The 23,683-nt window shown below is 53.1% G+C and carries 18 protein-coding genes and 1 pseudogene; 14 read left to right on the top strand and 5 right to left on the bottom strand.

Translation table 11 applies throughout. The features are described 5' to 3' along the window. Positions 1–51: 51 nt before the first annotated feature. Positions 52–1,218, bottom strand: a complete 1,167-nt coding sequence (gene dprA / locus ACJJIY_RS05430) for a DNA-processing protein DprA (protein WP_444895580.1) — start codon at positions 1,216–1,218, stop codon at positions 52–54. 78 nt (positions 1,219–1,296) lie between these two features. After that, on the bottom strand, positions 1,297–2,379 hold the full coding sequence (locus tag ACJJIY_RS05425; RefSeq protein ID WP_444895581.1) for a LysM peptidoglycan-binding domain-containing protein: 1,083 nt from the start codon (positions 2,377–2,379) through the stop codon (positions 1,297–1,299). Positions 2,380–2,562: 183 nt separating this feature from the next. On the opposite strand from ACJJIY_RS05425, the gene def reads away from it, so the two are divergent. The 9 genes from def to ACJJIY_RS05380 all read left to right on the top strand — a co-directional run bounded on the left by def (position 2,563) and on the right by ACJJIY_RS05380 (position 12,635). Then, complete coding sequence (gene def, locus ACJJIY_RS05420; protein WP_444895582.1) at positions 2,563–3,069, top strand: peptide deformylase; 507 nt, start codon at positions 2,563–2,565, stop codon at positions 3,067–3,069. A 75-nt stretch (positions 3,070–3,144) separates the two neighbouring features. After that, on the top strand, positions 3,145–4,092 hold the full coding sequence (fmt, locus tag ACJJIY_RS05415) for a methionyl-tRNA formyltransferase (protein WP_444895583.1): 948 nt from the start codon (positions 3,145–3,147) through the stop codon (positions 4,090–4,092). Positions 4,093–4,094: 2 nt separating this feature from the next. Beyond that, a complete protein-coding gene (gene rsmB / locus ACJJIY_RS05410) occupies positions 4,095–5,402 on the top strand; it encodes a 16S rRNA (cytosine(967)-C(5))-methyltransferase RsmB (protein WP_413663893.1) in 1,308 nt (435 codons plus the stop codon). A 30-nt stretch (positions 5,403–5,432) separates the two neighbouring features. Then, positions 5,433–6,818, top strand: coding sequence for a Trk system potassium transporter TrkA (trkA, locus tag ACJJIY_RS05405; RefSeq protein ID WP_282930545.1), 1,386 nt, complete (start codon positions 5,433–5,435; stop codon positions 6,816–6,818). An 86-nt stretch (positions 6,819–6,904) separates the two neighbouring features. Further along, positions 6,905–8,356, top strand: coding sequence for a TrkH family potassium uptake protein (locus tag ACJJIY_RS05400; protein ID WP_282930546.1), 1,452 nt, complete (start codon positions 6,905–6,907; stop codon positions 8,354–8,356). 97 nt (positions 8,357–8,453) lie between these two features. After that, a complete protein-coding gene (locus tag ACJJIY_RS05395) occupies positions 8,454–9,485 on the top strand; it encodes an efflux RND transporter periplasmic adaptor subunit (protein WP_444895585.1) in 1,032 nt (343 codons plus the stop codon). Positions 9,486–9,531: 46 nt separating this feature from the next. Then, positions 9,532–10,227: an ABC transporter ATP-binding protein gene (locus tag ACJJIY_RS05390; RefSeq protein ID WP_282930547.1), complete on the top strand. Its 696-nt coding sequence runs from the start codon at positions 9,532–9,534 to the stop codon at positions 10,225–10,227. Continuing rightward, positions 10,224–11,384 (top strand): ABC transporter permease, encoded by a 1,161-nt coding sequence (locus ACJJIY_RS05385; protein ID WP_444895586.1) that lies wholly within the window; start codon positions 10,224–10,226, stop codon positions 11,382–11,384. Before ACJJIY_RS05390 ends, ACJJIY_RS05385 begins: the two co-directional genes overlap by 4 nt. Positions 11,385–11,447: 63 nt before the next feature. Beyond that, positions 11,448–12,635 (top strand): ABC transporter permease, encoded by a 1,188-nt coding sequence (locus ACJJIY_RS05380; RefSeq protein WP_445359230.1) that lies wholly within the window; start codon positions 11,448–11,450, stop codon positions 12,633–12,635. A gap of 33 nt (positions 12,636–12,668) precedes the next feature. Here the strand turns inward: ACJJIY_RS05380 and ACJJIY_RS05375 are convergent, their stop codons facing one another. After that, entirely contained in the window at positions 12,669–13,556 is an 888-nt protein-coding gene (locus ACJJIY_RS05375; RefSeq protein ID WP_444895588.1) for a lysophospholipid acyltransferase family protein, read from the bottom strand. 159 nt (positions 13,557–13,715) lie between these two features. Here ACJJIY_RS05375 and glyQ point away from each other — a divergent pair, with 159 nt between their 5' ends. The 5 genes and pseudogenes from glyQ to ACJJIY_RS05350 all read left to right on the top strand — a co-directional run bounded on the left by glyQ (position 13,716) and on the right by ACJJIY_RS05350 (position 20,648). After that, positions 13,716–14,672, top strand: a complete 957-nt coding sequence (glyQ, locus tag ACJJIY_RS05370; protein WP_445359229.1) for a glycine--tRNA ligase subunit alpha — start codon at positions 13,716–13,718, stop codon at positions 14,670–14,672. Beyond that, positions 14,672–16,753: a glycine--tRNA ligase subunit beta gene (gene glyS, locus ACJJIY_RS05365; RefSeq protein ID WP_444895589.1), complete on the top strand. Its 2,082-nt coding sequence runs from the start codon at positions 14,672–14,674 to the stop codon at positions 16,751–16,753. The genes glyQ and glyS overlap by 1 nt, the downstream gene beginning before the upstream one ends. 56 nt (positions 16,754–16,809) lie before the next feature. Further along, entirely contained in the window at positions 16,810–17,361 is a 552-nt protein-coding gene (gene gmhB / locus ACJJIY_RS05360) for a D-glycero-beta-D-manno-heptose 1,7-bisphosphate 7-phosphatase (RefSeq protein ID WP_444895590.1), read from the top strand. A 304-nt stretch (positions 17,362–17,665) separates the two neighbouring features. Further along, positions 17,666–19,237, top strand: a pseudogene (locus ACJJIY_RS05355) (S8 family serine peptidase); the annotation flags it as partial. A 79-nt stretch (positions 19,238–19,316) separates the two neighbouring features. Beyond that, entirely contained in the window at positions 19,317–20,648 is a 1,332-nt protein-coding gene (locus ACJJIY_RS05350) for a fibronectin type-III domain-containing protein (RefSeq protein ID WP_507021879.1), read from the top strand. 66 nt (positions 20,649–20,714) lie between these two features. On the opposite strand, the gene ACJJIY_RS05345 is transcribed toward ACJJIY_RS05350, so the two are convergent. Both ACJJIY_RS05345 and ACJJIY_RS05340 read right to left on the bottom strand, forming a co-directional pair. Then, positions 20,715–21,989 (bottom strand): serine hydrolase domain-containing protein, encoded by a 1,275-nt coding sequence (locus ACJJIY_RS05345; RefSeq protein ID WP_444895592.1) that lies wholly within the window; start codon positions 21,987–21,989, stop codon positions 20,715–20,717. A 426-nt stretch (positions 21,990–22,415) separates the two neighbouring features. Beyond that, on the bottom strand, positions 22,416–23,411 hold the full coding sequence (locus tag ACJJIY_RS05340; RefSeq protein WP_445359227.1) for a GlxA family transcriptional regulator: 996 nt from the start codon (positions 23,409–23,411) through the stop codon (positions 22,416–22,418). Positions 23,412–23,683: the final 272 nt, after the last annotated feature.

Genomic DNA, 23,683 nt, shown 5'->3' with positions numbered 1-23,683 from the left:
ATCAAACAAAGGGTTTCTGGCTAATCCTCTCCGTAACTTCCCAGCAAGACCTTAGAGACTTATTAACTCCTCAGAGGTTTTAGCCAGTTTTTCCCCATCCGTATAACGGCTGCCCTTCAGGGTTAACTGGTAAGACCCTGTCAGTTGCTCCACCAATCCCTCTAATTCTAATTCCATCAATACAGCCATCAATTTACCTGCCTCAATTCCGGTATCACGTGACAATAGCTCGATACTTCGAGGCCCACCGGCAAGCGCTCTGATGATATGTTGCTGAAGCTCTGGCAGTGGTTTACCGGGGGGGAGGTCAGTGGGTGTGGGCTCTGCCAGTAAACCGCCAAGCTGGCCAGCTACATCTGCGCTGGTTTCAACCAGTGTCGCACCTTCTTTAATCAGGTGGTGGCAACCCCTGGCCATTGGGTTGTGGATAGAACCTGGAATCGCAAAAACCTCACGATTCTGCTCCAGTGCTAAACGCGCCGTAATCAGAGAACCTGAGCGCATCGCTGCTTCTACCAGTAATACCCCCATTGAAAGGCCACTGATAATCCGGTTCCTCCGAGGAAAATTCTTTGCCTCAGCATTGCTGCCAAGAGGCAATTCGCTTATTAGAGCACCGCCTGCAGAAAGAATGTCCTCCGCCAGGGGGCGATTGTGTTTTGGATAAATGCGGTCAACTCCACTACCCAAAACTGCGATCGTGGAGCCCGCTCCCTGCAGCGCCCCTCGGTGAGCTGCGGCATCCACGCCCAGAGCCAGCCCGGAAGTGATAGCAAATCCGGAACCTGCCAATTCCGCGGCGAAGGCCCGGGCATTATCCAGACCCGCCACAGTGGCCCGACGGGCACCCACCATCGCTACCTGCGGTAGATTTAGAGCACTTTTTTCACCACGGATATAAAGCACAGGCGGGGGACGCGAGGTCTCCGATAAAAGAGCGGGATAACCGGGATCGCTGTGACAAATCAGCTGCACGCCCAGGTCTGCGCAGCGGACTCGCTCCCGCTCAACCCAATCAGCGAGCTCACTGGCGGCAGATCGGCTGGAAAATTCCCGCCACTGGTTTTGTGCCCGCGGTGATAACTTTTGCAGAAGAGGTTGAGGAAACTGCTGGAGAGCCTCTTCGGCAGTGGCAAAGTACTCCAGTAATTGCCAGTAGCGAGCTGGGCCAATTCCCTCAAGACGCAGCAACGCCATAGTAGCGGTCAATGCATCCATGCGACTTACCATTTTCTGTTTTGAAGGTTGTGCGGCAGGGCAAACAGCAACACCTGCCGCGAGATTTTCTGGGATCGCTTAGGGGTTGCGCACCATATCCATCACTGCCAGCGGGCGACGGGCATCCAGTACCAGGGCTAGGCTCATTTTTTCAAAGGTGCGGAATACCATCAACTCACCAGCGCGGGTATCTGGGAGCTTCACCACGTCACCAGCAATACGGTCGCGTACTGTTGAACCCGCTTTGTATATCGCTAGGACGTTGCCGGGTTGCAAGCCGTCTCTGTCTCCCGAATTCAAGATAACAACATCAAACTTACCAATTTGGTTTACCCCTTCATCAACACCTACAATCACCCCATCAACCGTGACACCCGGTGCGCTAGGGTGGAACAGCGCATCAATTGAGCGCTCTTCTACGGGCATCAACCGATCTTCAAGACGAACCTCACGAGAAGTGTTACGCACGCCCATTGTCGCTATAGAAAAATTCGAGTTGTTATCCGGATTGCTATCTGGGTCCAGCTGCAACAGGTCTAAAGTACCTATGCCAAGTGCCTGACGCCCGAGGACTTCACCAGATACTGGGTCAGTATAAATAGGACCAGGGCGATAGAGCCCGTACGAAGGTAAAGGCGCCGCAAAATCACCGCGAGCGTAGAGGATATCTCCAGCACCCATCAAAATATGACTTTCTGACCCAGAAACTACATAGGGAGTCCCCTCAAAAGCACCGGGCTCTACTATACGAGTCCGCGATAAAAAAGCATTGATCGCATCCAGCGGAATCGCCGGAATTGCATCCTCAACTGCCTGGCGGCGGATCGAGGGCGACAGGCGGTTGCCATCAACCCCCGGCGACAGTTGATACGCCCGGGGGCCGCGTTGCAGCTGTAGCTGTGGTTGGCCGTCTATATAAACAAGGCGCAGGCTATCTCCTGGATAAATCAGGTGGGGGTTTTCCACCTGTGGGTTCACTTGCCAAATCTCCGGCCAGTACCAGGGTTGCACCAGAAACTGACTGGAAATATCCCAGAGCGTATCGCCCTTTTGCACCACATAAGCGTCGGGGTGACTGGGGTTCAGGCGAACCTGATCCTGTGCTTCGACACCAAGGGCAACCGCTAACAACGAGATCGCGGCCAGGATAATTTTTTTCATGGAAGCATTCCTATGCTCTTTATCGCTATAATTCTCAGCGCCGGGCCACTCCCGTGAAGGGAGCGAGACCGGACCCGGGCGCATAGCGCCAGCAAAAACAGGGGTCCACTCGGTAAATTTTGAGCGCGATCATAATGTTATCAGCGCACGTTCAACGAATACTAGAAGTTTGTCACAGGTGTTATGGCTAAACTCGAGATACTGGAATTTCCCGATCCGCGCCTGCGCGAGATCGCTAAACCCGTCGCTGAAGTGACCGACGCCCACCGCCAATTGCTCGACGACATGTTTGAAACCATGTACGCCGCGCCCGGTATCGGCCTCGCCGCTATCCAAGTCAATGCGCAGGAGCGCATTGTGGTAGTGGATATATCCGAAGACGGCAATGAACCTTACGGGTTTATCAATCCCGAAATCGAAGTGCTGGACCCGGAGATCCATCAGTACGACGAGGGCTGCCTATCAGTGCCCGGTTTCTACGAAACGGTGGAGCGCCCGCGCAAAGTGCGTGTAAAGGCCCTGGACCGCAATGGCGAACCTTTTGCCCTGGAGGCCGAGGGATTGCTGGCGGTCTGTATCCAACATGAAGTCGATCATTTGGATGGTAAGCTCTTCGTGGATTATATCTCCCCGCTGAAGCGCAACCGCATCCGCTCTAAGCTGGAAAAGTCCCAGCGCCGCCGCGCCTGATCTGCGCCAGCCGCAGGAGCCTGGAGCTGCCGCCTTACGGCAGCTCTCCCACCCCCATTACCTGAGAGCAAGTCAGTGAATATTATTTTTGCCGGCACACCGGACTTTGCCGCCGTGCACCTGCAAGCGCTGCTCGACAGCGAGCACAATGTCATGGCCGTTTACACCCAACCGGACAGGCCGGCTGGGCGCGGTAAGAAATTGCTCGCCAGCCCGGTGAAACAGCTGGCACTCTCCCACAATATCCCGGTGTACCAACCCCTGAGCCTGCGCGACGAGACGGCCCAGGCGGAGCTCACTGCCCTTGGAGCGGATATTATGGTGGTGGTGGCCTACGGCCTGATACTACCGCAGGTGGTGCTGGATACCCCGCGTCTGGGCTGTATCAATGTGCACGCCTCTTTGTTGCCGCGCTGGCGCGGTGCGGCACCGATCCAACGCGCGGTGGAAGCGGGTGACAGCGAGAGCGGTGTCGCCATTATGCAAATGGAGGCGGGCCTGGATACCGGCCCAGTTTTGGTGGAAAGCCGCTGCGCGATTACTGAGTCCGATACCGGTGGCAGTTTGCACGACAAGCTGGCGGAACTCGGCGGCCCATCCCTCCTCCAGGCCTTGGCTCTACTGGAAAGTGGCAGTGCCAACCCTCAGGTACAAGACGATACCCAGGCTAACTACGCCAACAAAATTACCAAGGAAGAGGCGCAGATCGACTGGCAGCGTCCCGCTGCTGAACTGCATCGATTGATACGCGCTTTTAACCCCTTCCCAGTGTGCTGGAGTACTTATCGGGACAAGAAGGGCGAGCAGCGCCTGCGTATCTATAGCGCCGCCATCGAACAGGGCTGCCACAGTGATCAGCCCGGTACCATTCTCTCCAGTGACGACGAAGGTATTTTAGTGGCCTGCGGCCGGGAGGCCCTGCGCCTCCAATTAATACAGCTACCGGGTAAAAAAGCGCTTCCCGCAGCAGAAATTTTGAAAGGCTACCGGGAGCAGTTCGCCCCGGGTACCAAACTGGGATAATTATGAGCAGAGATGTACGCGCCGAGGCCGCCCGAGTTATCGCCTCACTGCTGGAAGAACGTGGCTCGTTGGCAAGACTTCTGCCTGCCGCCGAGGACAAAGTCGAGGAGCGCGACCGCCCTCTGTTGCGGGAGCTCTGTTACGGCAGTGCCCGCACGGCACCGCGCCTGCAATTGATCGCCGCCAAGTTACTGCGTAAAAAAGTCTCGGATATCGAGATCAATGCACTGATCCTGCTGGGCATTTACCAACTCGAGTACACTCGCATACCCGATCACGCCGCCATATCTGCAACCGTCAATGCCGCGCGCAGCCTCGGTCTGGACAGAGCGACCGGGCTGATCAACGGGGTGCTGCGCAACGCCCTGCGCAACAGTGAGCAGCTTCAGCGCAAGCTGTCCGGCAATCCACAGTTCAGCTCTATGCACCCGGCCTGGTTACAGCAGCAGATTAAAGCCGCCTGGCCTGAGAAGGCGTCAGACATCTTCCGCGCCAACAATGCCAACCCACCCATGACCTTGCGGGTAAATACTGCCAAGATCTCGCGCGAGGACTATTTACAACAGCTCGATGAAACCGGCCTCTCCGCCGAGCCCTGTACTATTTCCCCGGTCGGTATCACCCTGGTTGAGCCGGTTTCAGTCACAGTGCTACCGGGCTTTGCCGAGGGCTTGGTCAGTGTTCAGGATGAGTCCGCACAATTAGCGGCGCTGCTGTTACAGCCGCAGGAAAATGCCCGGGTGTTGGACGCGTGTGCGGCACCTGGAGGCAAGAGTTGCCACTTATTGGAGCAGGAATCCAGCATTCAGCTGAGCGCGTTGGATATTGAGGAGGACCGCCTTGTGCGGGTCGAGGAAAACCTCGAGCGCAACGGGCAGAGTGCCGAGCTTATTTGTGCCGATGCCACGTCTCCGAATGAGTGGTGGGACGGGCAGCAATACGACCAGATACTACTGGACGCACCCTGTTCGGCAACCGGGGTAATTCGCCGCAACCCGGATATCAAACTATTGCGCCGGGAAGAAGACATTGCCGAGTTAGTGGCTTTGCAGGGCAAGATCCTGCGCGCTCTGTGGCCCCTGGTTAAACCGGGTGGGCAGTTGCTTTACGCCACCTGTTCCAGCCTACCGACGGAAAACAGCGAAGTCGTCGCAGCGTTCATTGCGGAGACAGAGGATGCGAGCGACAATACCCCTGAACTGCTAAACGATAAGCCCTGGGGCGAGAAACAAGTTGCCGGTATGCAGCTTCTACCCCAAACCGGCGGCGGTGACGGTTTCTACTACGCTCTGCTGAGCAAAGCTGAATAACGACGTCGCTAGTCGCGAGTCTCATCCGATATGAAAATTGTCATTCTCGGCGCCGGCCAGGTGGGCGGCTCTCTAGCGGAGGCCCTGGCCTCCGAGCGCAATGATATTGTCCTGGTGGACAGCGACGAGAAAACCCTGCGCGAACTGCGCGACCGCATCGATATCGGCGTGGTACTGGGCCACGCCTCTCACCCGGATATTCTGATGGAAGCCGGGATTGAGGATGCGGATATCCTGGTTGCAGTCACCAATAACGATGAGACCAATATGGCGGCCTGCCAGATTGCGCACTCTCTGTTTCGCGTCCCCACCAAAATCGCCCGGGTACGGGCCTCCTCCTACCTGCAATACCCGGAATTATTCGATACCCAGGCCATCCCTATCGATGTACTGATCAGCCCGGAGCAACTGGTTTCAGAGTATATCTCCCGCCTGATGGAACATCCCGGAGCCTTGCAGGTATTGGATTTTGCCGGTGGTCGCGTACAGCTGGTAACTGTTTTAGCCGTTCAGGGCGGGCCTCTGGTTGGGCACCAACTGCGCTATTTGCGCGAGCATATGCCCAAGGTAGATACCCGGGTTGCTGCGATTTATCGCCGCAACCGGCCAATTATTCCCCAGGGTGATACAGTGATTGAAGCCGGCGATGAGGTGTTCTTTATTGCCGCGCGAGCAGATATTCGCGCGGTAATGAGCGAACTGCGTCGATTGGAACACGGTTATAAACGAGTGGTGATCGCCGGCGGCGGCAATATTGGTTTGCGCTTGGCCACCCGGCTGGAGAATCGCTATTCGGTAAAAATTATTGAGCAGAGCCACGAGCGCTGTGTATTTTTATCCGAGGAGCTGTCCCACACCATTATCCTGCACGGCAGCGCCTCCGATCAGGAGTTGCTGCTGGAAGAGAGCATCGAAGATACCGATGTTTTTCTTGCCCTGACCAATGACGACGAGGCTAATATCATGTCGTCACTATTGGCCAAGCGTCTGGGCGCACGCAAAGTGATGACGCTGATCAATAACCGCGCTTATGTGGACCTGGTACAGGGCGGTGAAATCGATATTGCCATCTCACCGCAGCAAAATACGATCGGCAGCCTGCTCACCCATGTGCGCCGAGGGGATATGGTCAACGTCCACTCCCTGCGTCGAGGTGCAGCTGAAGCCATTGAGGTTATCGCCCACGGTGACGAGCGCACATCCAAGGTGGTGGGGCGCAAGATCGAAGATATCGACTTACCCGAGGGCGCCTCGATTGGCGCCATAGTACGGGAAACGGAAAATGGCAGCGAAGTTTTGATGGCACACGATGATGTCATTGTGCAAAGCGATGACCACGTGATTGTCTTCCTTATCGACCGCCGCCAGACCCGCCATGTAGAACAGCTGTTCCAAGTTGGTTTTGGCTTTTTCTGAGCAAATAATATTTTCGTTTTCCGGCGATAACGGTCTCCGCCGTCCAGATAACATTGCAACAAATAACGATAGGCTGATAGGCGCCAATGCGAATTGCGGTAATTGCGCGAGTTTTTGGAATTCTCTTGACGGTGTTCAGCCTGACTCTGCTGCCGCCGATTGGCGTATCCCTATGGTATGAAGATGGTACTCACAGCGCATTTGTCGCAGCCTTTGTCATCACTCTGATCACCGGCCTGTTCATGTGGCTGCCAGTGCACGATTTGCGCGAAGACCTGCGCACCCGGGACGGGTTCGTAGTGACATCTTTGTTCTGGCTGGTACTGGGCAGCTTCGGTGCCCTGCCCTTTATTATCAGCCCACAGCCTGACTTGAGTATCACCGACTCTATTTTTGAATCCATCTCGGGGCTAACAACCACCGGCGCCACAGTGATTACCGGGTTGGACTCACTGCCTCCTGCCATTCTCTACTACCGCCAGCAGTTGCAGTGGTTTGGCGGTATCGGCGTAATTGTTATCGCCCTGGCCATCCTGCCGATGCTGGGTATCGGTGGTATGCAGCTGTATAAGGCAGAAATTCCCGGCCCGGTAAAAGATACCAAATTGACTCCACGTATTGCCGAGACAGCACGGGCACTAATTGTTATTTATGTGATTCTTACAATCCTCTGCGGCATCGGCTACTGGTGGGCCGGCATGACGGTATTCGACGCCGTTGGCCATGCGTTTTCCACTGTGGCCAATGGAGGCTTCTCCACCCACGATGCCAGTATGGGATTCTACGCCCACAACCGCGCGATCATGATTATTTGTATCGTGTTTATGTTTACTGCTGCCATTAACTTTGGTCTGCATTTCTTCGCTTTTCGCAACAGGACCCTCAGCCACTATTGGCGCGACTCAGAATTCCGCTTCTACGTTATGCTGATTCTCGGTGCCGGCCTGCTGATCAGCTGTTACCTGTGGATATTGAATATCTTCTCCCCCGGCAACAGCCTGCTACACGGTTTCTTCCAGGTGGTCTCGATCAGCACCACTGCCGGCTTCGCCTCGGAAAATTTCTCAGCCTGGCCAGTATTCTTACCCTACGTCCTCTTGCTGTTAGGTATTCTCGGTGCCTGCGCCGGCTCAACCTCGGGGGGCATTAAGGCGGTGCGCGGTATGCTGATTATGAAGTCCGGTATGCGCGAGCTGAATCGCTTGGTACACCCGAATGCGGTTATCCCTATCAAGATCAACCGCAAAATTGTCCCCGATCGAGTTACCGACGCTGTGTGGGGCTTCTTTGCGGTCTATGTTTCATCCTTTTTTATCCTCGCCATTATCGTCATCGCCACCGGTGAGGACTTTGTCACCTCCGTTACGACAGTAGCCTCCTGCCTGAGTAATATCGGCCCCGCCCTCGGCGAAGCCGCTGCCCACTATGGTGCGGTTAATGAAGTCGCCAAATGGTTTCTTATCCTGGCGATGCTGATGGGACGCCTGGAAATTTTTACTCTGCTAGTACTACTTACCCCGGCTTTTTGGCGCCACTAACGACACAAGATGTCATGGCCACGCTAACGCGTGGCAATATTTTTTAATTTCTGCCACAGTTGCTGTTTACAGGAAGTAACTAATAAAAACAGGCTGTATGAGCAGAGATACTAGTGCGCTGCTCGGTCAACTCAAAATTGATCGGGAAACAGCGCCCGAACCCAGTTCCCCATCGCGCAAAGTTATATTGGCGGCATCTGTCGGCCTAGTTACTGGCATAGTTATAGGCCTTGCCGGCGCTTCTCTATTTGCAGAAGACAGTACACCAGTGCTCCCCCAAAGTAGCGAACCTCAAGCCAAGACTCTCAGCTTGATTCCCAGGGAGGAAAAATTTCACGAGACCATTCTCAATGCTTCCGGCTATATCACACCGAGGCGCATGGCTACGGTCTCTGCTGAAGTAATGGGCCTGATCAGTAGTGTGGATGTCGAAGAGGGAATGCAGGTCGAGGAGGGGCAGGTTCTGGCCCGCTTGGATGATGCCAAAGCTCGGGTCGCGCTGGATTTTGCCCAGGCACAAATTCAAGTGCTTCAAGCCAAGGAAGCGAGTATTCACGCGAAGTTAAAAGAGGCTGAACGCCAATATCGGCGTTTTGCCGGACTTCGAGATAAAAATTATTCCAGCAAAGCGCAGCTTACCCAAAGTGAATCCTCGGTAGAGGGGTTACGGGCAGACTTAAAAAGTGCCCGCGCCAATATTCAAGTCGCCATTCTTGAAGCTGAGAGGCAGCGAGAACGCCTGGCAGATCATATTATCCGCGCGCCTTTTGCCGGCGTAGTTACGACAAAAAATGCACAACCTGGCGAGATAGTTGCCCCCAGCTCTGCCGGCGGAGGTTTTACCCGTACTGGAATCTGTACCATCGTGGATATGAATTCACTCGAAATCGAAGTGGATGTGAACGAGGCCTTTATTGGCCGGGTTTCTAAGGGACAGAAAGTGAACGCCAACCTGGATGCCTACCCGAACTGGGACATTCCAGCTACCGTTATCGCCATCATTCCAACGGCAGATCGAGCCAAGGCGACTGTCCGGGTGCGAATCGCTATCGATGACAAAGATGCCCGAATCCTGCCGGATATGGGCGTTAAGGTGGGCTTCCTCGCAGGCGAGGCCGCAGCTCCCTAGCAAACACCAATAAAAACACAACAGTATTTATAAGAGGGAATTTGAGATGTCAGAGGAAGTGTTGTTTCAGCTGAAGGATGTCAGCAAAAGTTTTACCAAGGGCAAAGAGACCATTTCCATTTTTGAATCCCTGAATATGGAAATTGATCGCGGTGATTTCGTTGCCATTATGGGGCCTTCGGGCTCCGGTAAAACAACGCTGTTAAATATGTTGGGCGGCGTCGATCAACCCAGCGGTGGAGAGATATGGTTTGACAGCGAGCGCATTGACTCCCTCAATGAAGGCGCCCTAACCCGCTGGCGAGCGAGAAATATTGGGTTTATTTTCCAATTTTACAATTTAATGCCGATGCTCAATGCGCAGCGCAATGTAGAGCTGCCGCTACTGCTGACAAATCTCTCCAAATCCCAGCGCCGCCACAACGTGGAAACCGCACTGGCCCTGGTGGGATTAAGTGATCGGGCAAAACATATGCCCAGTGAAATGTCCGGCGGGCAACAACAGCGTGTTGCCATCGCTCGCGCCATCGTTTCCGATCCAAAACTGATTCTGTGTGATGAGCCCACTGGTGACCTGGATCGGGCCACAGCAGATGAAATACTGGAAATGCTGCAATTGTTAAACCGCGATCACGGCAAAACCATCGTGATGGTTACCCATGATCCCGCGGCTGCAAGATACGCCAAGCGCACCCTGCATCTGGATAAAGGACAATTTGTGCAGAGGGAAATAGTGGCATGAGTGATTTTTATTTGGTTTTTAAAAATATGACAAGGAAGCCCTTGCGGCTATTCCTTACTTGCTTTGCTATTTTTATCGCCTTCTTGATTTTCGGTGCGGTTACCAGCCTCAAGTCCGCATTAAATTCCAGCGTGGAATTATCCGCCGATAATCGTCTGGTGGTATTCAATAGAATTAACTTTACCCAGTCACTACCCATTGCCTATGTGCAAAAGGTTGCAGCCGTCGAGGGAGTGAAACATGTAACTCATCTCAACTGGTTTGGCGGTTATTTTCAGGAACCCAGCCGGCAGGTCGTTTCAATGGCTGTAGATCCAGAATCCTATTTAAAAGTCTATGAAGAAATTGTTATTCCCGAGGAACAAAAGCAGGCTTGGTTTAACAATCGGCAAGGGGCCTTGGTTGGGGAAAAACTCGCGCAGATTTACGGCTGGAAAGTGGGCGATAGGATTCCTTTATCCTCCAATATTTTTTCACACAAAGATGGTGGCTACACCTGGGAATTTGTGATTTCCGGGATTTTTAAAGGGGATACGGAACAGTACGATACACGCCAATTATTGTTTCATTATAAATATTTTATGGAGACACAGACTTTCGGTGGCGACTGGATTGGCTGGATGGCACTAACAACCGATGATCCCGCCATCAATGAAAACGTCGCAAAAACTATCGATGACAATTTTGCCAACTCGCAGAGTGAAACCGATACCAGTACCGAGAAAGCCTTTAATAAAGCCTTTATTGAACAAATCGGAAATATTGGCTTAATTATTTTTTCTGTGGTGTTTACTGCCTTCTTCACCATATTGGTAGTGGTTGGCAACACTATGGCGCTGGCTATTCGCGAGCGTACCGGGGAAATCGCCGTATTAAAAACCCTGGGTTTTTCCAGCACCCGTATTTTCCGAATGGTGCTGTCGGAGTCCCTGTTAATTGCCTTTGTCGGCGGCCTTTCCGGCCTGGCCGCAGCTTGGCTGCTGGTCGAAGGAGTAAAAACCTTCCTTGCCCGCTTTTTGCCCAACTTGATTTTGGATGGGGATATCGCCCTGCAAGCCATTCTATTTATGTTGTTGTTGGGTCTGATTACCGGGCTGATGCCAGCCTTTCAGGCTCTGCGACTTAACATAGTAACTGCATTTAACCGACAACAATAAACTGGTACCCCACTGAAACTACACAATGGTTTTCACTGGGGAAACCTTAAAGGAGAAGAAATTATGGGTTCTCTTATTGCACAAATTGTTTCGGTAACCCTGATGAATCTGGGCAGCCTGCGCCGGCGCCTGTGGATGTCACTGGCCATGGTATTTGCCTCGGCAGTTGTCGTCGCAATCCTGCTGGCGTTTCTCGCTATGGCCAAGGGATTTGAGGCGACCATGAGTGGGGCCGGCTCCAGCCAGATCGCAATCCTGATGCGAGAGGGGTCTGCCAGTGAAATCAACTCTGTAATCCTGCAGGACCAGGTCAACCTGATTGCGGAATCGGCCGGTGTTGCCAGGGATACGAACGGCCCGCTGGTATCACCGGAGCTCTGCGTTATTGTCGATGGCCTGAAGAAATCCACCGGCACCGAAGCCAATATCCCCTTGCGCGGCCTCAATGAAACCGGCATGGCCATGCGCAATAACATGCGTATGGTGGAGGGGCGTATGTTTACTCCCGGCACTAACGAAATGATTGTTGGTGAAGGGGTATTGCGTGAATTTAATGGTTTCGAAATCGGTAAAGAAGTGCGCTTTGGCAAAAACCTGTGGACAGTTGTTGGGGTCTTTTCCACAGGGGGTAATATATTTGAGAGCGAGCTGTGGGCAGATATCAAAATTATCCAAAGCCACTACAACCGCGGTAACAGCTACCAGTCAATCCGTTTGCAATTGGAGAATGACGGCGATCTCAAGCCCATTCAGGAAACCATCAAACGCGAGCCCCGCCTAAACCTGGAAGCGCAAACCGAACAGGAGTACTTCGCCAGCCAGGGTAAACAGCTGCAATATATCGCTACTTTTGGCTGGATCATCAGCTCTGTGATGGCGCTAGGCGCACTGGCCGGAGCTCTCAACACCATGTATACCTCGGTAGCGGACCGGGCTCGTGAAATCGCCACGCTGCGCGCGTTGGGATTCAGCAACTTCTCCGCGTTCTGCGGCACTATTGCTGAGGCAATGGTTTTAGCCGTTGCCGGCGGGCTTTTGGGTTCCCTAGCTGCTTACCTGTTTTTCGACGGTCTCAACACCTCAACTCTGGGAGGCAGTTTTACCCAGGTGGTGTTCAGTTTTGAGATGTCCCCAGACCTGTTTGTGCAGGGCGCCGTATTGGCGCTGGTGATCGGTTTTATCAGCGGCTTCTTCCCAGCCTGGCGCGCGGCACGCATGCCGGTTGTGGTCGCTTTCCGGCACGCGACTTAAATAATTTTATGGGGGGGCTTCTATGAAGAGCCCCTACTTTTTCTTGCGGTAAATTTTACTCTTGCCTTCCGGCTGTTTCCTGAAGCGCTTGTATTCCCACTGATATTGCTCTGGTGCCTGGGCAATACAGGCCTCCACTCCCCGATTCATCGCCGCCAGGGAAACTTTCTGCTCATCGCTATAAATGGCCTTTTCCGCAGGGACAAATACCAGCTCAAAACCACCTTCAACGCGCTTGCCGAAACCAAACACCACATGGCAGTTGGTGCGCTGAATCAAGTTGTGGGCGAGGGTCATCGTCAGGGCCGGGCGGCCAAAGAAAGGAGCAAAATCACCGCCCATATCCGGCTCCTGATCGGGAAGTATCAGGGCAAAATTACCGGCTTTGAGAGCCTTAAGTAGCGAGCGAACCCCATGTACGTTGGTGGGAACCATCTTGCCACCGGTCACTTCCCGCCCATTGCGAATAACCGGGTCCAAGGCTTCAATTTTGGGAGGCTGGTATAGCACTGTGCAGGGAGCCAGGGTGCCTACATGCAAGCCAAAAATTTCCCAATTGCCCGTATGCGGCATCAGTACAATTGTGCCGGTCCTGCCTTCTTCACTCCCGTCGAGCAAGTGCTGGTTGCGCACTCCCACAATCGCATTCTTACTTTTGGCCCAGGGGGTGTTCCATAGGGCCGCCATCTCAAAGCCGGTCATTGCAGTACTGATCACGCTCTCTCTGGCGAGCCGTTCGCGCTGCTTTGGGTCCATGGCCGGATAGCACAACTCCAGGTTTATACGGCTCAGACGCAGCCCCTCGGAGCGCGTCCACACAGCAATTTTGCCAACGAGTAAACCGAGGCGTCGCGACCAAGACAACGGCAGTTTGCCAATGATTTTCAGTGCCCCTACTGCAAGGCGCCCTTTAATATCCACTGAATTACTTCCTATCCACAAAAGCCATTTTGAGACGGCTATCTAGTTCGAGAATGAACATTGACACCTCCGAAGCGGCTATAGCGCTTTAAGCACAGGAGCCGCTGCCGCTATAATTGCGTCCCTTTGCCCACAGCAGATACTGATCCGGAGATAGCGGTGTCCAAGCAATACGATCTCAGTACCTTTCAGGGACTCATTTTTGCCCTGCAGGATTATTGGGCGCGCCAAGGGTGCGTCATTCTACAGCCTCTGGATATGGAAGTGGGCGCCGGCACCTTTCATCCAGCGACCTTCCTCCGTGCCATAGGCCCGGAAAACTGGAATGCGGCCTATGTACAGCCCTGCCGCCGCCCCACCGATGGCCGCTACGGCGAGAACCCCAACCGCCTTCAGCACTACTACCAATACCAGGTAGTAATGAAACCATCCCCGGACAATATCCAGGAATTGTACCTCGATAGCCTTCGCGCCATGGGCGTAGATCCCGCTGTCCACGATATTCGCTTTGTTGAGGACAACTGGGAATCCCCAACCCTGGGTGCCTGGGGCCTCGGCTGGGAAGTTTGGCTGAATGGTATGGAAGTTACCCAGTTCACCTACTTCCAGCAGGTTGGCGGCCTCGAGTGCTACCCAGTTACCGGCGAGATCACCTACGGTCTTGAGCGTATCGCCATGTATCTGCAAGGTGTCGAGTCTATCTACGATTTAGTGTGGACCCGCAACCCGGATGGCAGCCCCGTCACCTACGGCGACGTTTTCCATCAGAACGAAGTGGAAATGTCCCACTACAACTTTGAACACGCCGATGTGGAGTTCCTGTTCGCGACCTTCGATCACTGCGAGCGCGAGAGCACACGCCTGATTGAGCTGGGCCTGCCGCTCCCCGCTTACGAGCAAGTTATGAAGGCCTCCCACGCCTTCAACCTTCTGGATGCGCGCCACGCCATCTCAGTGACTGAGCGCCAGCGCTATATCCTGCGCGTACGAACCCTGGCCCGCGCCGTCGCACAGGCTTACTACGATGCGCGCCGCGCCTTAGACTTCCCCATGGCAGATGAAGCACTGCGGGCAGATATTTTGGCGGAAGACATCGAGCAAGAGGAGAAGCAGTAATGGCTCAGGATTTTCTGGTAGAGCTGGGCACCGAAGAGCTGCCGCCCAAGGCGTTACACAAATTAATGAGCGCTTTCGCCGATGGTATTACCCAGGGCCTCAAAGGCGCCGAGTTGTCTTTTGGCGAAGTTAAAGCCTACGCAGCCCCCCGTCGCCTGGCCGTAGCAGTATTCGGTTTGGCAGATAAGCAGCAAGACAAACAAATTGAAAAGCTGGGCCCGGCTGTCAAAGCCGCTTTTGATAAAGAGGGTAAGCCCAGTAAAGCCGCTGAGGGGTTCGCCCGCAGCAACGGTGTAACTGTTGAAGAGCTGGGACGCAAAGAGACCGACAAAGGCGAGCGCCTGGCCTTTATCAGCGAGCAAAAAGGCGCTGAAACCGAATCCCTGTTAGCGGGCATTGTCGAGAAGGCATTGGCGCAACTTCCAATTCCCAAGCGTATGCGCTGGGGTGCGCGCCGCGAGGAGTTCGTGCGCCCGGTGCACTGGCTCGTCATGCTGTTTGGCAACAAGGTAGTCAACGGTGAAGTACTCGGCTTAAAAGCCGGTAACACCAGCCGCGGCCACCGCTTCCACTGCAATCGCGAGCTGGAGATCCACTCCGCCCACGACTATGCACAGGTTCTGCGCGAACCCGGCTACGTAATGGCTGACTTCGCCGAGCGCCGCGAAACCATTCGCGCCCAGGTGATCGCCGAAGCCAACAACGTCAATGGTGAAGCGGTCATCGATGACGATCTGCTCGACGAAGTGACTGCACTGGTTGAATGGCCTGTCGCCCTCACCGGTCGCTTCGAAGAGCGCTTCCTGGAAGTCCCCGCTGAAGCCCTGATCTCCTCCATGAAGGAGCACCAGAAATATTTCCATGTGGTAGATGAAGATGGCCAATTGCTGCCTTTCTTTATCACCGTGTCCAATATCGAGAGCCAGGATGCCGCTCAGGTTATCCACGGCAATGAGCGCGTAATCCGTCCGCGCCTGGCGGATGCTGCCTTCTTCTTTGAGACCGACAAAAAGACCAGCCTGGAATCGCGCCGCGAGAAACTGCGCCAAATCGTATTCCAGCAGCACCTGGGTAGCGTCTACGACAAGACTGAACGGGTAGCTGCCCTGGCCCGCACCATCGCTGAGAAAACCGGAAGCAACGGCGACTGGGCCGAGCGCGCCGGCCGCCTGTGCAAGTCGGACCTGGTTACCGAGATGGTGTTCGAGTTTGCCGATATGCAGGGCATCGCCGGCTACTACTACGCCGAAAACGACGGTGAGCCGTTGGATGTAGCCAAGGCCATGTACGAGCAGTACATGCCCAAGTTTGCCGGCGACGAGCTGCCCGCCAGCGACACCGGCACTGTAATCGCGCTGGCAGATCGCCTGGATACTTTGGTCGGCATCTTCGGCATAGGCCAACCCCCCAGCGGCTCTCGCGACCCCTTTGCCCTGCGCCGCGCCAGCCTGGGGATCATCCGCATCCTCATAGAGAAGCGTCTCGACCTGGACCTGCGCGAGTTACTGGAATTGGCCCGTGACAACTACCCGCGCACCGCCCTGGGTGAATATGACAAGGTGGTGGAACAGACTCTGCAATATGTACTGGAGCGCTTCCGCGCCCGCTACGAAGACCAGGGTATCGCCACCGAAGTATTTATGTCCGTTGCCGCACGCAAGCTGTCGCGCCCGCTGGATATCGACAACCGCGTGCACGCGGTCAACGCGTTTAGCCAGCTGCCGGAGTCCGGTGCTTTGGCCGCCGCCAACAAGCGCGTTTCCAATATCCTCGCCAAGTTAGACAGTGCTGTACCCAACAGTGTCGATGAAACTCTGTTGCAGGAAGAGGCTGAAAAGGCTCTGTTCGCCGCAGTACAGGTTGCCCGCACAGAAGTCGAGCCTCTGTATAGCGATGCGCTCTTCGCCGAGGGTCTCGCAGGCCTTGCAGGCCTGCGTGAAACCGTAGACAGCTTCTTCGACCACGTGATGGTAATGAGTGACGACGAGCAACTGCGCAACAACCGCTTGGCCCTATTGGCCCAGCTGCGCGCACTGTTCCTCGAAGTTGCCGATATTTCCCTGCTGGTTCCTGCCAAGTAATGACTTGCAGAGGCGGGGCATTAAGCCCCCGCCTCGCAAATCAGGGAGATACGAATATGGCAATTATCATTCTCGGCCGCGACGGGGTGATCAACGAAAACCCCGATAAATTCGTCAAATCCGCCGACGAATGGCAGCCCCTGCCCGGCAGTATTGAAGCGCTGGCAGCGCTCAGCCAGGCCGGCCATCAACTGGTAGTAGCCACCAATCAGAGCGGCCTGGCGCTGGGCCAATTTGATCTGGATGACCTGGAAGAAATGCACGCTAAAATGCGTGCTCAGGTGGAAGATGCCGGTGGCGAAATCGCCGCTATTTTCTACTGTCCACACGGCCCTGAAGATAATTGCCGCTGCCGCAAACCCTTGGCGGGTCTGCTGGATGCCATCGAGGCTGAATTTGATACCAGCCTGCACGACTGTTTTTTGGTCGGAGACAAGCTGGCAGATCTTTATCTGGCGTTGGAGAAGGGGTGTAAACCCATTCTGGTAAAAACCGGTGCAGGTGATCAGACGTTACAGCGACTAATCGAGCAGCCGGAACCCCGCCTCGCTAATACTTCAGTATTTGTTGATCTTTCGCATTTTTCTCAGTTTTTATTATCCCCCTAAACCGCTCCCTCTCTCTTTTCGCTAGATGATTCAAGCGACCAATATCTAACCTGGCGCACCATTTTTGCGATCTGTTGTTCAGCTAGGCGCCAATATGTTGAGCTGTATGGCGCATTCCTTTAAAAGCAACTAGCGGGAGGGCGAGCCCATTGTTGTATCAATGATTCGTGCCAAGCCAGGGATGGGTAAGGCTTGAATGACGCTCTGAACATTCCTGTCGGGGGAAAAGGAGTAATGCCCCCGGCGACGAGCTCTTTTAAGCCTTTTGTTGCCGCCTGCACAAAACAATAAAAGGGATACTTCAATGAAAAGAAAAATTCTTACTGCCCTGACAGCCGGTATGTTGTTATCCAACAGTGTATTTGCTGAATCAGCCACAAGTAAGTTTGCCCCCAGTCAGGAAAAACCAAAAAAAGTTTACATTGTTCAACTGGACAGCGAACCTCTGTCCTCCTATAGCGGTACCATCCCCGGCTTATCGGCCACCAAACCGACTAAGCGTGGCAAAATTGACCCCCAAAGCAGTAGCTACCAACACTATTCCAATTTCCTCCGGTCGCGGCGGGAACAAGTTCTATCCACCGTTCCCAGCGCACACACTATTCATGAATACGACACCGCTTTTAATGGCTTCGCCGCCGTAATGAGTGAAAAGGAAGCGGCAGCTCTGCGCGGTCGCGCCGACGTTAAAGGTGTTTGGGAAGATGAATTACTAAAGCCCCATACTGACTCCACTGCGGACTTCCTCGGCATCACAGATATGCCCAGTCCATGGCTTTGGGGGATTACAGGTGAGGATATTGTTGTAGGTGTTATCGACACGGGGATCCACCCTGAACACCAGAGTGTCGCAGATATAGCTACACCGTTACAGGGCAACCTGGGGCCCCAAGTTCCCTACGGTTCAATACCCGACAGCTTTACTGGTGACGGTTGTGAATTTGGTAACAGTGACCAAAACCCCAACGACGCTGCGTTTACCTGTAACAATAAGCTGGTTAAGGCCAAGTCATTTTCCGATGCCTTCCTGACCAACAACGAATTGGCAGATTACGAATTCCTGTCAGCCAGGGATGCAGACGGGCACGGTACTCACACCGCGACTACTGCCGCCGGTAACTATGGCGTTACCACCCCGGATGGAAAAACCCTTACTGGCATGGCGCCACGAGCCCGCATCGCGGTGTATAAAGTGTGCTGGGATGCTCCAGACCCCGACGATAGTGGTTGCTCGTCCGCCGACTCCATGGCGGCAATTGATGAAGCCGTGGCCGATGGTGTGGATGTTATTAACTTCTCGATAGGTGGCGCCAGTACCACCTTTAGTGGTGCCGATGACATCGCATTTTTATTTGCCGCCGATGCCGGCGTTTTCGTCGCCACATCTGCCGGTAATAACGGACCAGGCCCAGAGACCATGGGAACCCCTTCAGGGGTTCCTTGGATAACCGCAGTCGGCGCCTCTGAAGATGACCAGAGCTTCGGCTTAGCCCTACAAGTATCCTCACCAGAGTCGGTTTCCGGCACTTACGAAGGACGCGAGGGTAACGGCACAGTAAGTCTGGAGGAGGTTGGAGCAGTCTCTGCTGAGGTTGTTCTCAGCGAGCCGTTAGAAGCTTGTAGCGAAGTCACTAACAGCGAGTCTTTGGAGGGCAGTATTGCTCTGGTAAGACGTGGGGGTTGCTCCTTTACCGATAAATATAACAATGCTGCCGATGCCGGAGCCTTGGCTATCGTCGTTTACAACGATGGTACTGCAGACGATCGCATCAACCCGATTTCCATGTCAGCCCCTGATACCCGTATCCCCGGAATGATGATCTCGTACTACGAGGGCGAAACTCTCGCAGCCAGTAGCGAAGTTTCTGGGGTTATCGATCCATCTCAATTGATCCCCAGGGAAGACCGCGTCGCAAACTTTTCATCTCGCGGCCAGAACGGCGGAGCTTCCGGATATTATCAAGCCGGATATCAGTGCCCCGGGAGTTGGCATTATCGCGGGGATTTCTCCAGTGTTAAGCGGAGGAGAACTATTCGGAGCCCTCAGTGGAACTTCTATGGCCAGTCCCCATGTCGCCGGTGTAATGGCCATGCTGAAACAGGCCAACCCCCACTGGAGCCCGGCAATGGCCAAGTCCGCATTGATGACGAGTGCACGCAATGACCTGCGCAAGTCTTACGGACTAGCAGATGCAACACCATTTGATATTGGTGCCGGTGCCATAGTGCCCCGTGACGCCTTTAAACCGGGTCTGGTTTACGATGCGGGCTTCAATGATTATCTCGCCTTCCTATGTGGCGCTGAACTCCAGCCCGAGATGGTCGATAGCACAACCTGTGATGCTTTGACGTCCCTGGGATACTCTAGCGATTCCAGCGACCTGAACCTCGCTTCTATGGGGGTCGCCGACCTCCTCGGCAGCCAGACCATCAAACGCCGGGTTACTAGCGTCGCTCCCGGACAGCGTTGGTACTGGGCATCCATCAACGCGCCACTCGGTATCGATGTAGATATCAACCCGAAAGTACTGCGCCTCAGGGAGGGAGAGAGTGCTGAGTTTGAGGTGACCTTCACCGCCACAGAGTCCGCCGAAATGAATACTTGGGTCTTTGGTGACCTCACCTGGCAATCCGTAGGCTCCCAGATCAGTGTGCGCAGCCCAATTGCTATTCGGCCTGTTCCTCTAGCTGCACCACAGCAATTAACTGGCAGCGGCACCGATGGCAACCTCGAACTCAATGTGGGCTTCGGCTACAACGGTGATTTCCAGGTGAATGTCACTGGCCTGGCAGAGGGTGAGGCCACTACAACCACTGTTGAAGATGGCGATGTTCAAGTAATTTTCTTTGATATACCTGAAGGAACAGAGCTTGCGCATATCGCTATGTATGATGCCGATGTGGGCGACGGTAGCGGAAGTGACGACCTGGACCTGGAAGTTTATGGCCCAGCGCCAAACTATCCCGAAGTCGGTACCAGCGGCAGCGCCACTTCCGCAGAGTCAGTTTCCCTGGCTAACCCCTCTCCCGGTCAATATGCAGCCGTTGTTGTCGATTATGCGACATCCGCCGGCCCCACCAATTTCAGCTTATTCAATTTTAATCTGAACGGGGACAATGGAAATACCGCAGTGGATGCGCCGGCTCAAGCACAGATTGGCGGAACTGGGGTAGTTTCTTTGGAGTGGATGAACATTACTCCCAATACCCGCCATCTTGGTATTTTGGCTCATGGTGACGGAGAAAAAGAATTTTCCGAAACTCAGGTCATGATTAATACTCAATAGGCCTCACACGCTAATAATTGATGGTAAGAAGTGAAAGTCAAAACCGGCCGGAGTTTGGCCGGTTTTTTATTCGCAATTGAGTGTATTCTGCTGATGAATAAAAGCGCTCGCTATGTCTAGGGATACTCGACCAAAGTCCCAAAAATCTTTTGTCTTTCGATTGATATTCACAGCAACAGAAAGCTGATATTCCGGTAATATCATTAACCAACTCTGACTGCCACGACTAACTCCGCCGTGATTGGCCACTTTTGTTAATCCTACCTCAGGGATTTCTACTTCAGTCACCCGCCAACCCAAGGCATAGTTTTGTTCATTCACTTCACCATTGGCCAATTTTTGTGGCGCCCAAAATATCTCACGGACTCCTGGGGACAAGTAGTCTGCTTTCAGGAACTGAGCCCCCAGTCTCACCAAGTCACTGGGTGTGGAAATAAAGCCTCCCCCCGGCAGGCGATGACTTAAATCCACTGGACGCCATTCCCGCAGGCGAAGGGCACTGCCAGACAAGCCATTACTTTTGTAGAAACGAGCAATATTACGTTCTATATCACCATTCAGTGGCGATACCTCTGTGCTGTTCATTCCGCTAAGCGTAAATACCTCATCATGCATCACTTCCAGATAAGGTTTGTCCTCAGCACCAGCCAAAACGGCTCCCAGAAGCACTGTGCCCAAAGTACTGTAATAAAAATCGGTACCCGGTTCGAAAAGTAATTCACTAGCATCAAAAATTCCCAGAGCCCGATACATATCCTCATAGTGAACATCCAGTGCCAGAGTTTGATACAACCCCAGCCAATCGGAGTTCTTTTTATAATGTGGCAAGCCAGACATATGGGAAGCCAATTGGCGCGGGGTCATTGACGCCCAATCGGTGTTTGGTAAGGGTTCCAAATAATTTGAGATAGATTTATCCAGATCAATAGCCCCCCTCTGCACCAAACGCGCCAATGCGGTTCCTGTTAAAGCCTTAGAGGTGCTACCAATACGAAAGCGTGTCTCTGTAGAAACAGGTACTTGCTCCTCTAAATCAGCCCAGCCGGCAGCCCCAGCCCAAACTACTGCACCACAAGCAGATACTGCCGCAGAAATTGCCGGAGCACCGATTTTCTCACGATGATTTTCAATTGCTTTAAGCGATTGCCCTGCGGCAAGCTGCAATCCACTATCGGAGAGCTCTTGAGTGGACGGCGCCTTTGTAGGTAGAGCCTGCCACCCAAATGGACTTAACGGCACTGCATTTAGTGACCAGGCATAGAATTGATAAACTGGCCACAACATATAAGTAAAACCACACAGAAGTGTGGCCACGCTCATCAATATGAGCTTACCTCTCATACCCCCTCCGAATTAAACTTTAGGTCTGTTGCCCGATTTAAAAGCAAGCTTGACACAATTAAAAGTGTCGCAGGAGACACATTTACGACCAATTCCGACACGATTTTAGGTCGGCCCTAGGTCTCAAATTTTATTCTATTCCCATGTTTCCTAAGCGGTGAACAATATCGAAATTTATTTTTAGATTTTTCCAAAAAGAAGTATTTCATTGGCAAACTAATAAACTCTAGCGCCATTAGGGTATTCATAGGTTTACCTCCAACTCAGTAAATTTTCTCTAAAGTTGAAAACTAACCTTCAATAAACAATTATTAAAAATTCCGTTTGGGAGAGATTTAAAGAATCATTTACTTTTTAACTAGGCTAAATATAAATCTCCCAAATTAAATATTAACAATTGGCTGCAAGTAATTAATAATTATATTTTTAGTAAAAACGCTTTCGATATTCACTCGGCAAAATACCCTTATGCTTTTTAAAGGCTCTTCTCAATTGCTCTTGGGATTGAAACCCACAGAGTTTTGCCACTTTATCCTGTGACTGATTTTGTTCGGAAAATAATTGGCAAGCTCGTTCCACTCTTATTTGCTCTAGAAAACGAGCAGGCGTTACACCAAGTTCTCGTACAAAGCTCCGGGCAAAATTCCGTGGGCTCATAGCCGCTTCCTGAGCCAGCCTCTCCACCGTTATAGGTTTCCTAATATTCTGGTACATCCATTCAATCAAAGTTGCAAAACGATCGCTGTTTATCTGATTTTCCAATCGCACACTAAATTGCTGCTGTCCTCCATCTCTCTTTAAGTAGAGAACAAGAATTCGAGCCAGGTTGAGTGCCAAGCCCCTCCCATGGTCCTCCTCGATCATCGATAAAGCCAAATCAATTCCAGCAGTAATTCCGGCCGACGTATAAACATTATCGTCGCGGACAAAGATGGCATCTGGATCCACTTCTACCTGGGGGAACCCCTGCAACTCAGGAACATCCGCCCAATGCGTTGTAGCACGCCGTCCATTGAGAATGCCTGCGTTGGCGAGCATCAAGGCCCCACTACAGATTGAACCAATACGAGCAACTTTTTTCTGCTGCTCAGCCAGCCACTCCAGAACAGAACTATTGGCACATGCGCGCTGACAGGAGTCCGGTGGCATGCCGCTCACCAACAGTGTGTGAATCCCCTCAGCTTCATGAAACGGGAGGTCTATAAAAACCTTAACCCCTGTCGAAGTCGTAACCGGACCAGACTCAAGTCCCACCAACTGAATATCATAGAAATCCTGGTTGGAACGCCCTTGTTTGCGCAACTGGTCATTTGCCAAGGCAAAAACCTCTAGGGGACCTGTGATATCCAGGCTGGTTGCACCCGGGCAGACCACCATGGCGACTTTCCTAGCTCCATTTTGTGTTTGTTGGTGCTTATTCATCTCGGCAGTTTTCCACAACGGCTGGGGATAAGAATGACTTACAGGCGCCAGATTCTGCCAGTTATAGCCAGCTTAGACACCCTGTTACCCCAAATTGATAGTCATTTTCTCCGGTACTGACGTATAAACTTTGACGGATATGAGTAACCCTCGGGTGACTATTGGTTCTTAAAGCTCCGAACGAGCCATACATCAGCTTGCAGGCTTGACCTTCACTTAGCTGTCCGCACAATTGGCCCCTAATTTGTACACATCAACGGAGATCCCCTTTT

The organism is Microbulbifer maximicatervae (SeqCode) (assembly GCF_052468155.1).
Note: the sequence above shows the minus strand (reverse complement) of the source record. Positions and strands in the feature narration are given on the sequence as shown.

Bases quoted from the DNA above. Each gene is read 5' to 3' on its own strand.
- dprA (WP_444895580.1), bottom strand. From the start codon at position 1,218: ATGGATGCATTGACCGCTACTATGGCGTTGCTGCGTCTTGAGGGAATT.
- ACJJIY_RS05425 (WP_444895581.1), bottom strand. From the start codon at position 2,379: ATGAAAAAAATTATCCTGGCCGCGATCTCGTTGTTAGCGGTTGCCCTT.
- def (WP_444895582.1), top strand. From the start codon at position 2,563: ATGGCTAAACTCGAGATACTGGAATTTCCCGATCCGCGCCTGCGCGAG.
- rsmB (WP_413663893.1), top strand. From the start codon at position 4,095: ATGAGCAGAGATGTACGCGCCGAGGCCGCCCGAGTTATCGCCTCACTG.
- trkA (WP_282930545.1), top strand. From the start codon at position 5,433: ATGAAAATTGTCATTCTCGGCGCCGGCCAGGTGGGCGGCTCTCTAGCG.
- ACJJIY_RS05400 (WP_282930546.1), top strand. From the start codon at position 6,905: ATGCGAATTGCGGTAATTGCGCGAGTTTTTGGAATTCTCTTGACGGTG.
- ACJJIY_RS05395 (WP_444895585.1), top strand. From the start codon at position 8,454: ATGAGCAGAGATACTAGTGCGCTGCTCGGTCAACTCAAAATTGATCGG.
- ACJJIY_RS05390 (WP_282930547.1), top strand. From the start codon at position 9,532: ATGTCAGAGGAAGTGTTGTTTCAGCTGAAGGATGTCAGCAAAAGTTTT.
- ACJJIY_RS05385 (WP_444895586.1), top strand. From the start codon at position 10,224: ATGAGTGATTTTTATTTGGTTTTTAAAAATATGACAAGGAAGCCCTTG.
- ACJJIY_RS05380 (WP_445359230.1), top strand. From the start codon at position 11,448: ATGGGTTCTCTTATTGCACAAATTGTTTCGGTAACCCTGATGAATCTG.
- glyS (WP_444895589.1), top strand. From the start codon at position 14,672: ATGGCTCAGGATTTTCTGGTAGAGCTGGGCACCGAAGAGCTGCCGCCC.
- gmhB (WP_444895590.1), top strand. From the start codon at position 16,810: ATGGCAATTATCATTCTCGGCCGCGACGGGGTGATCAACGAAAACCCC.
- ACJJIY_RS05345 (WP_444895592.1), bottom strand. From the start codon at position 21,989: ATGAGAGGTAAGCTCATATTGATGAGCGTGGCCACACTTCTGTGTGGT.
- ACJJIY_RS05340 (WP_445359227.1), bottom strand. From the start codon at position 23,411: ATGAATAAGCACCAACAAACACAAAATGGAGCTAGGAAAGTCGCCATG.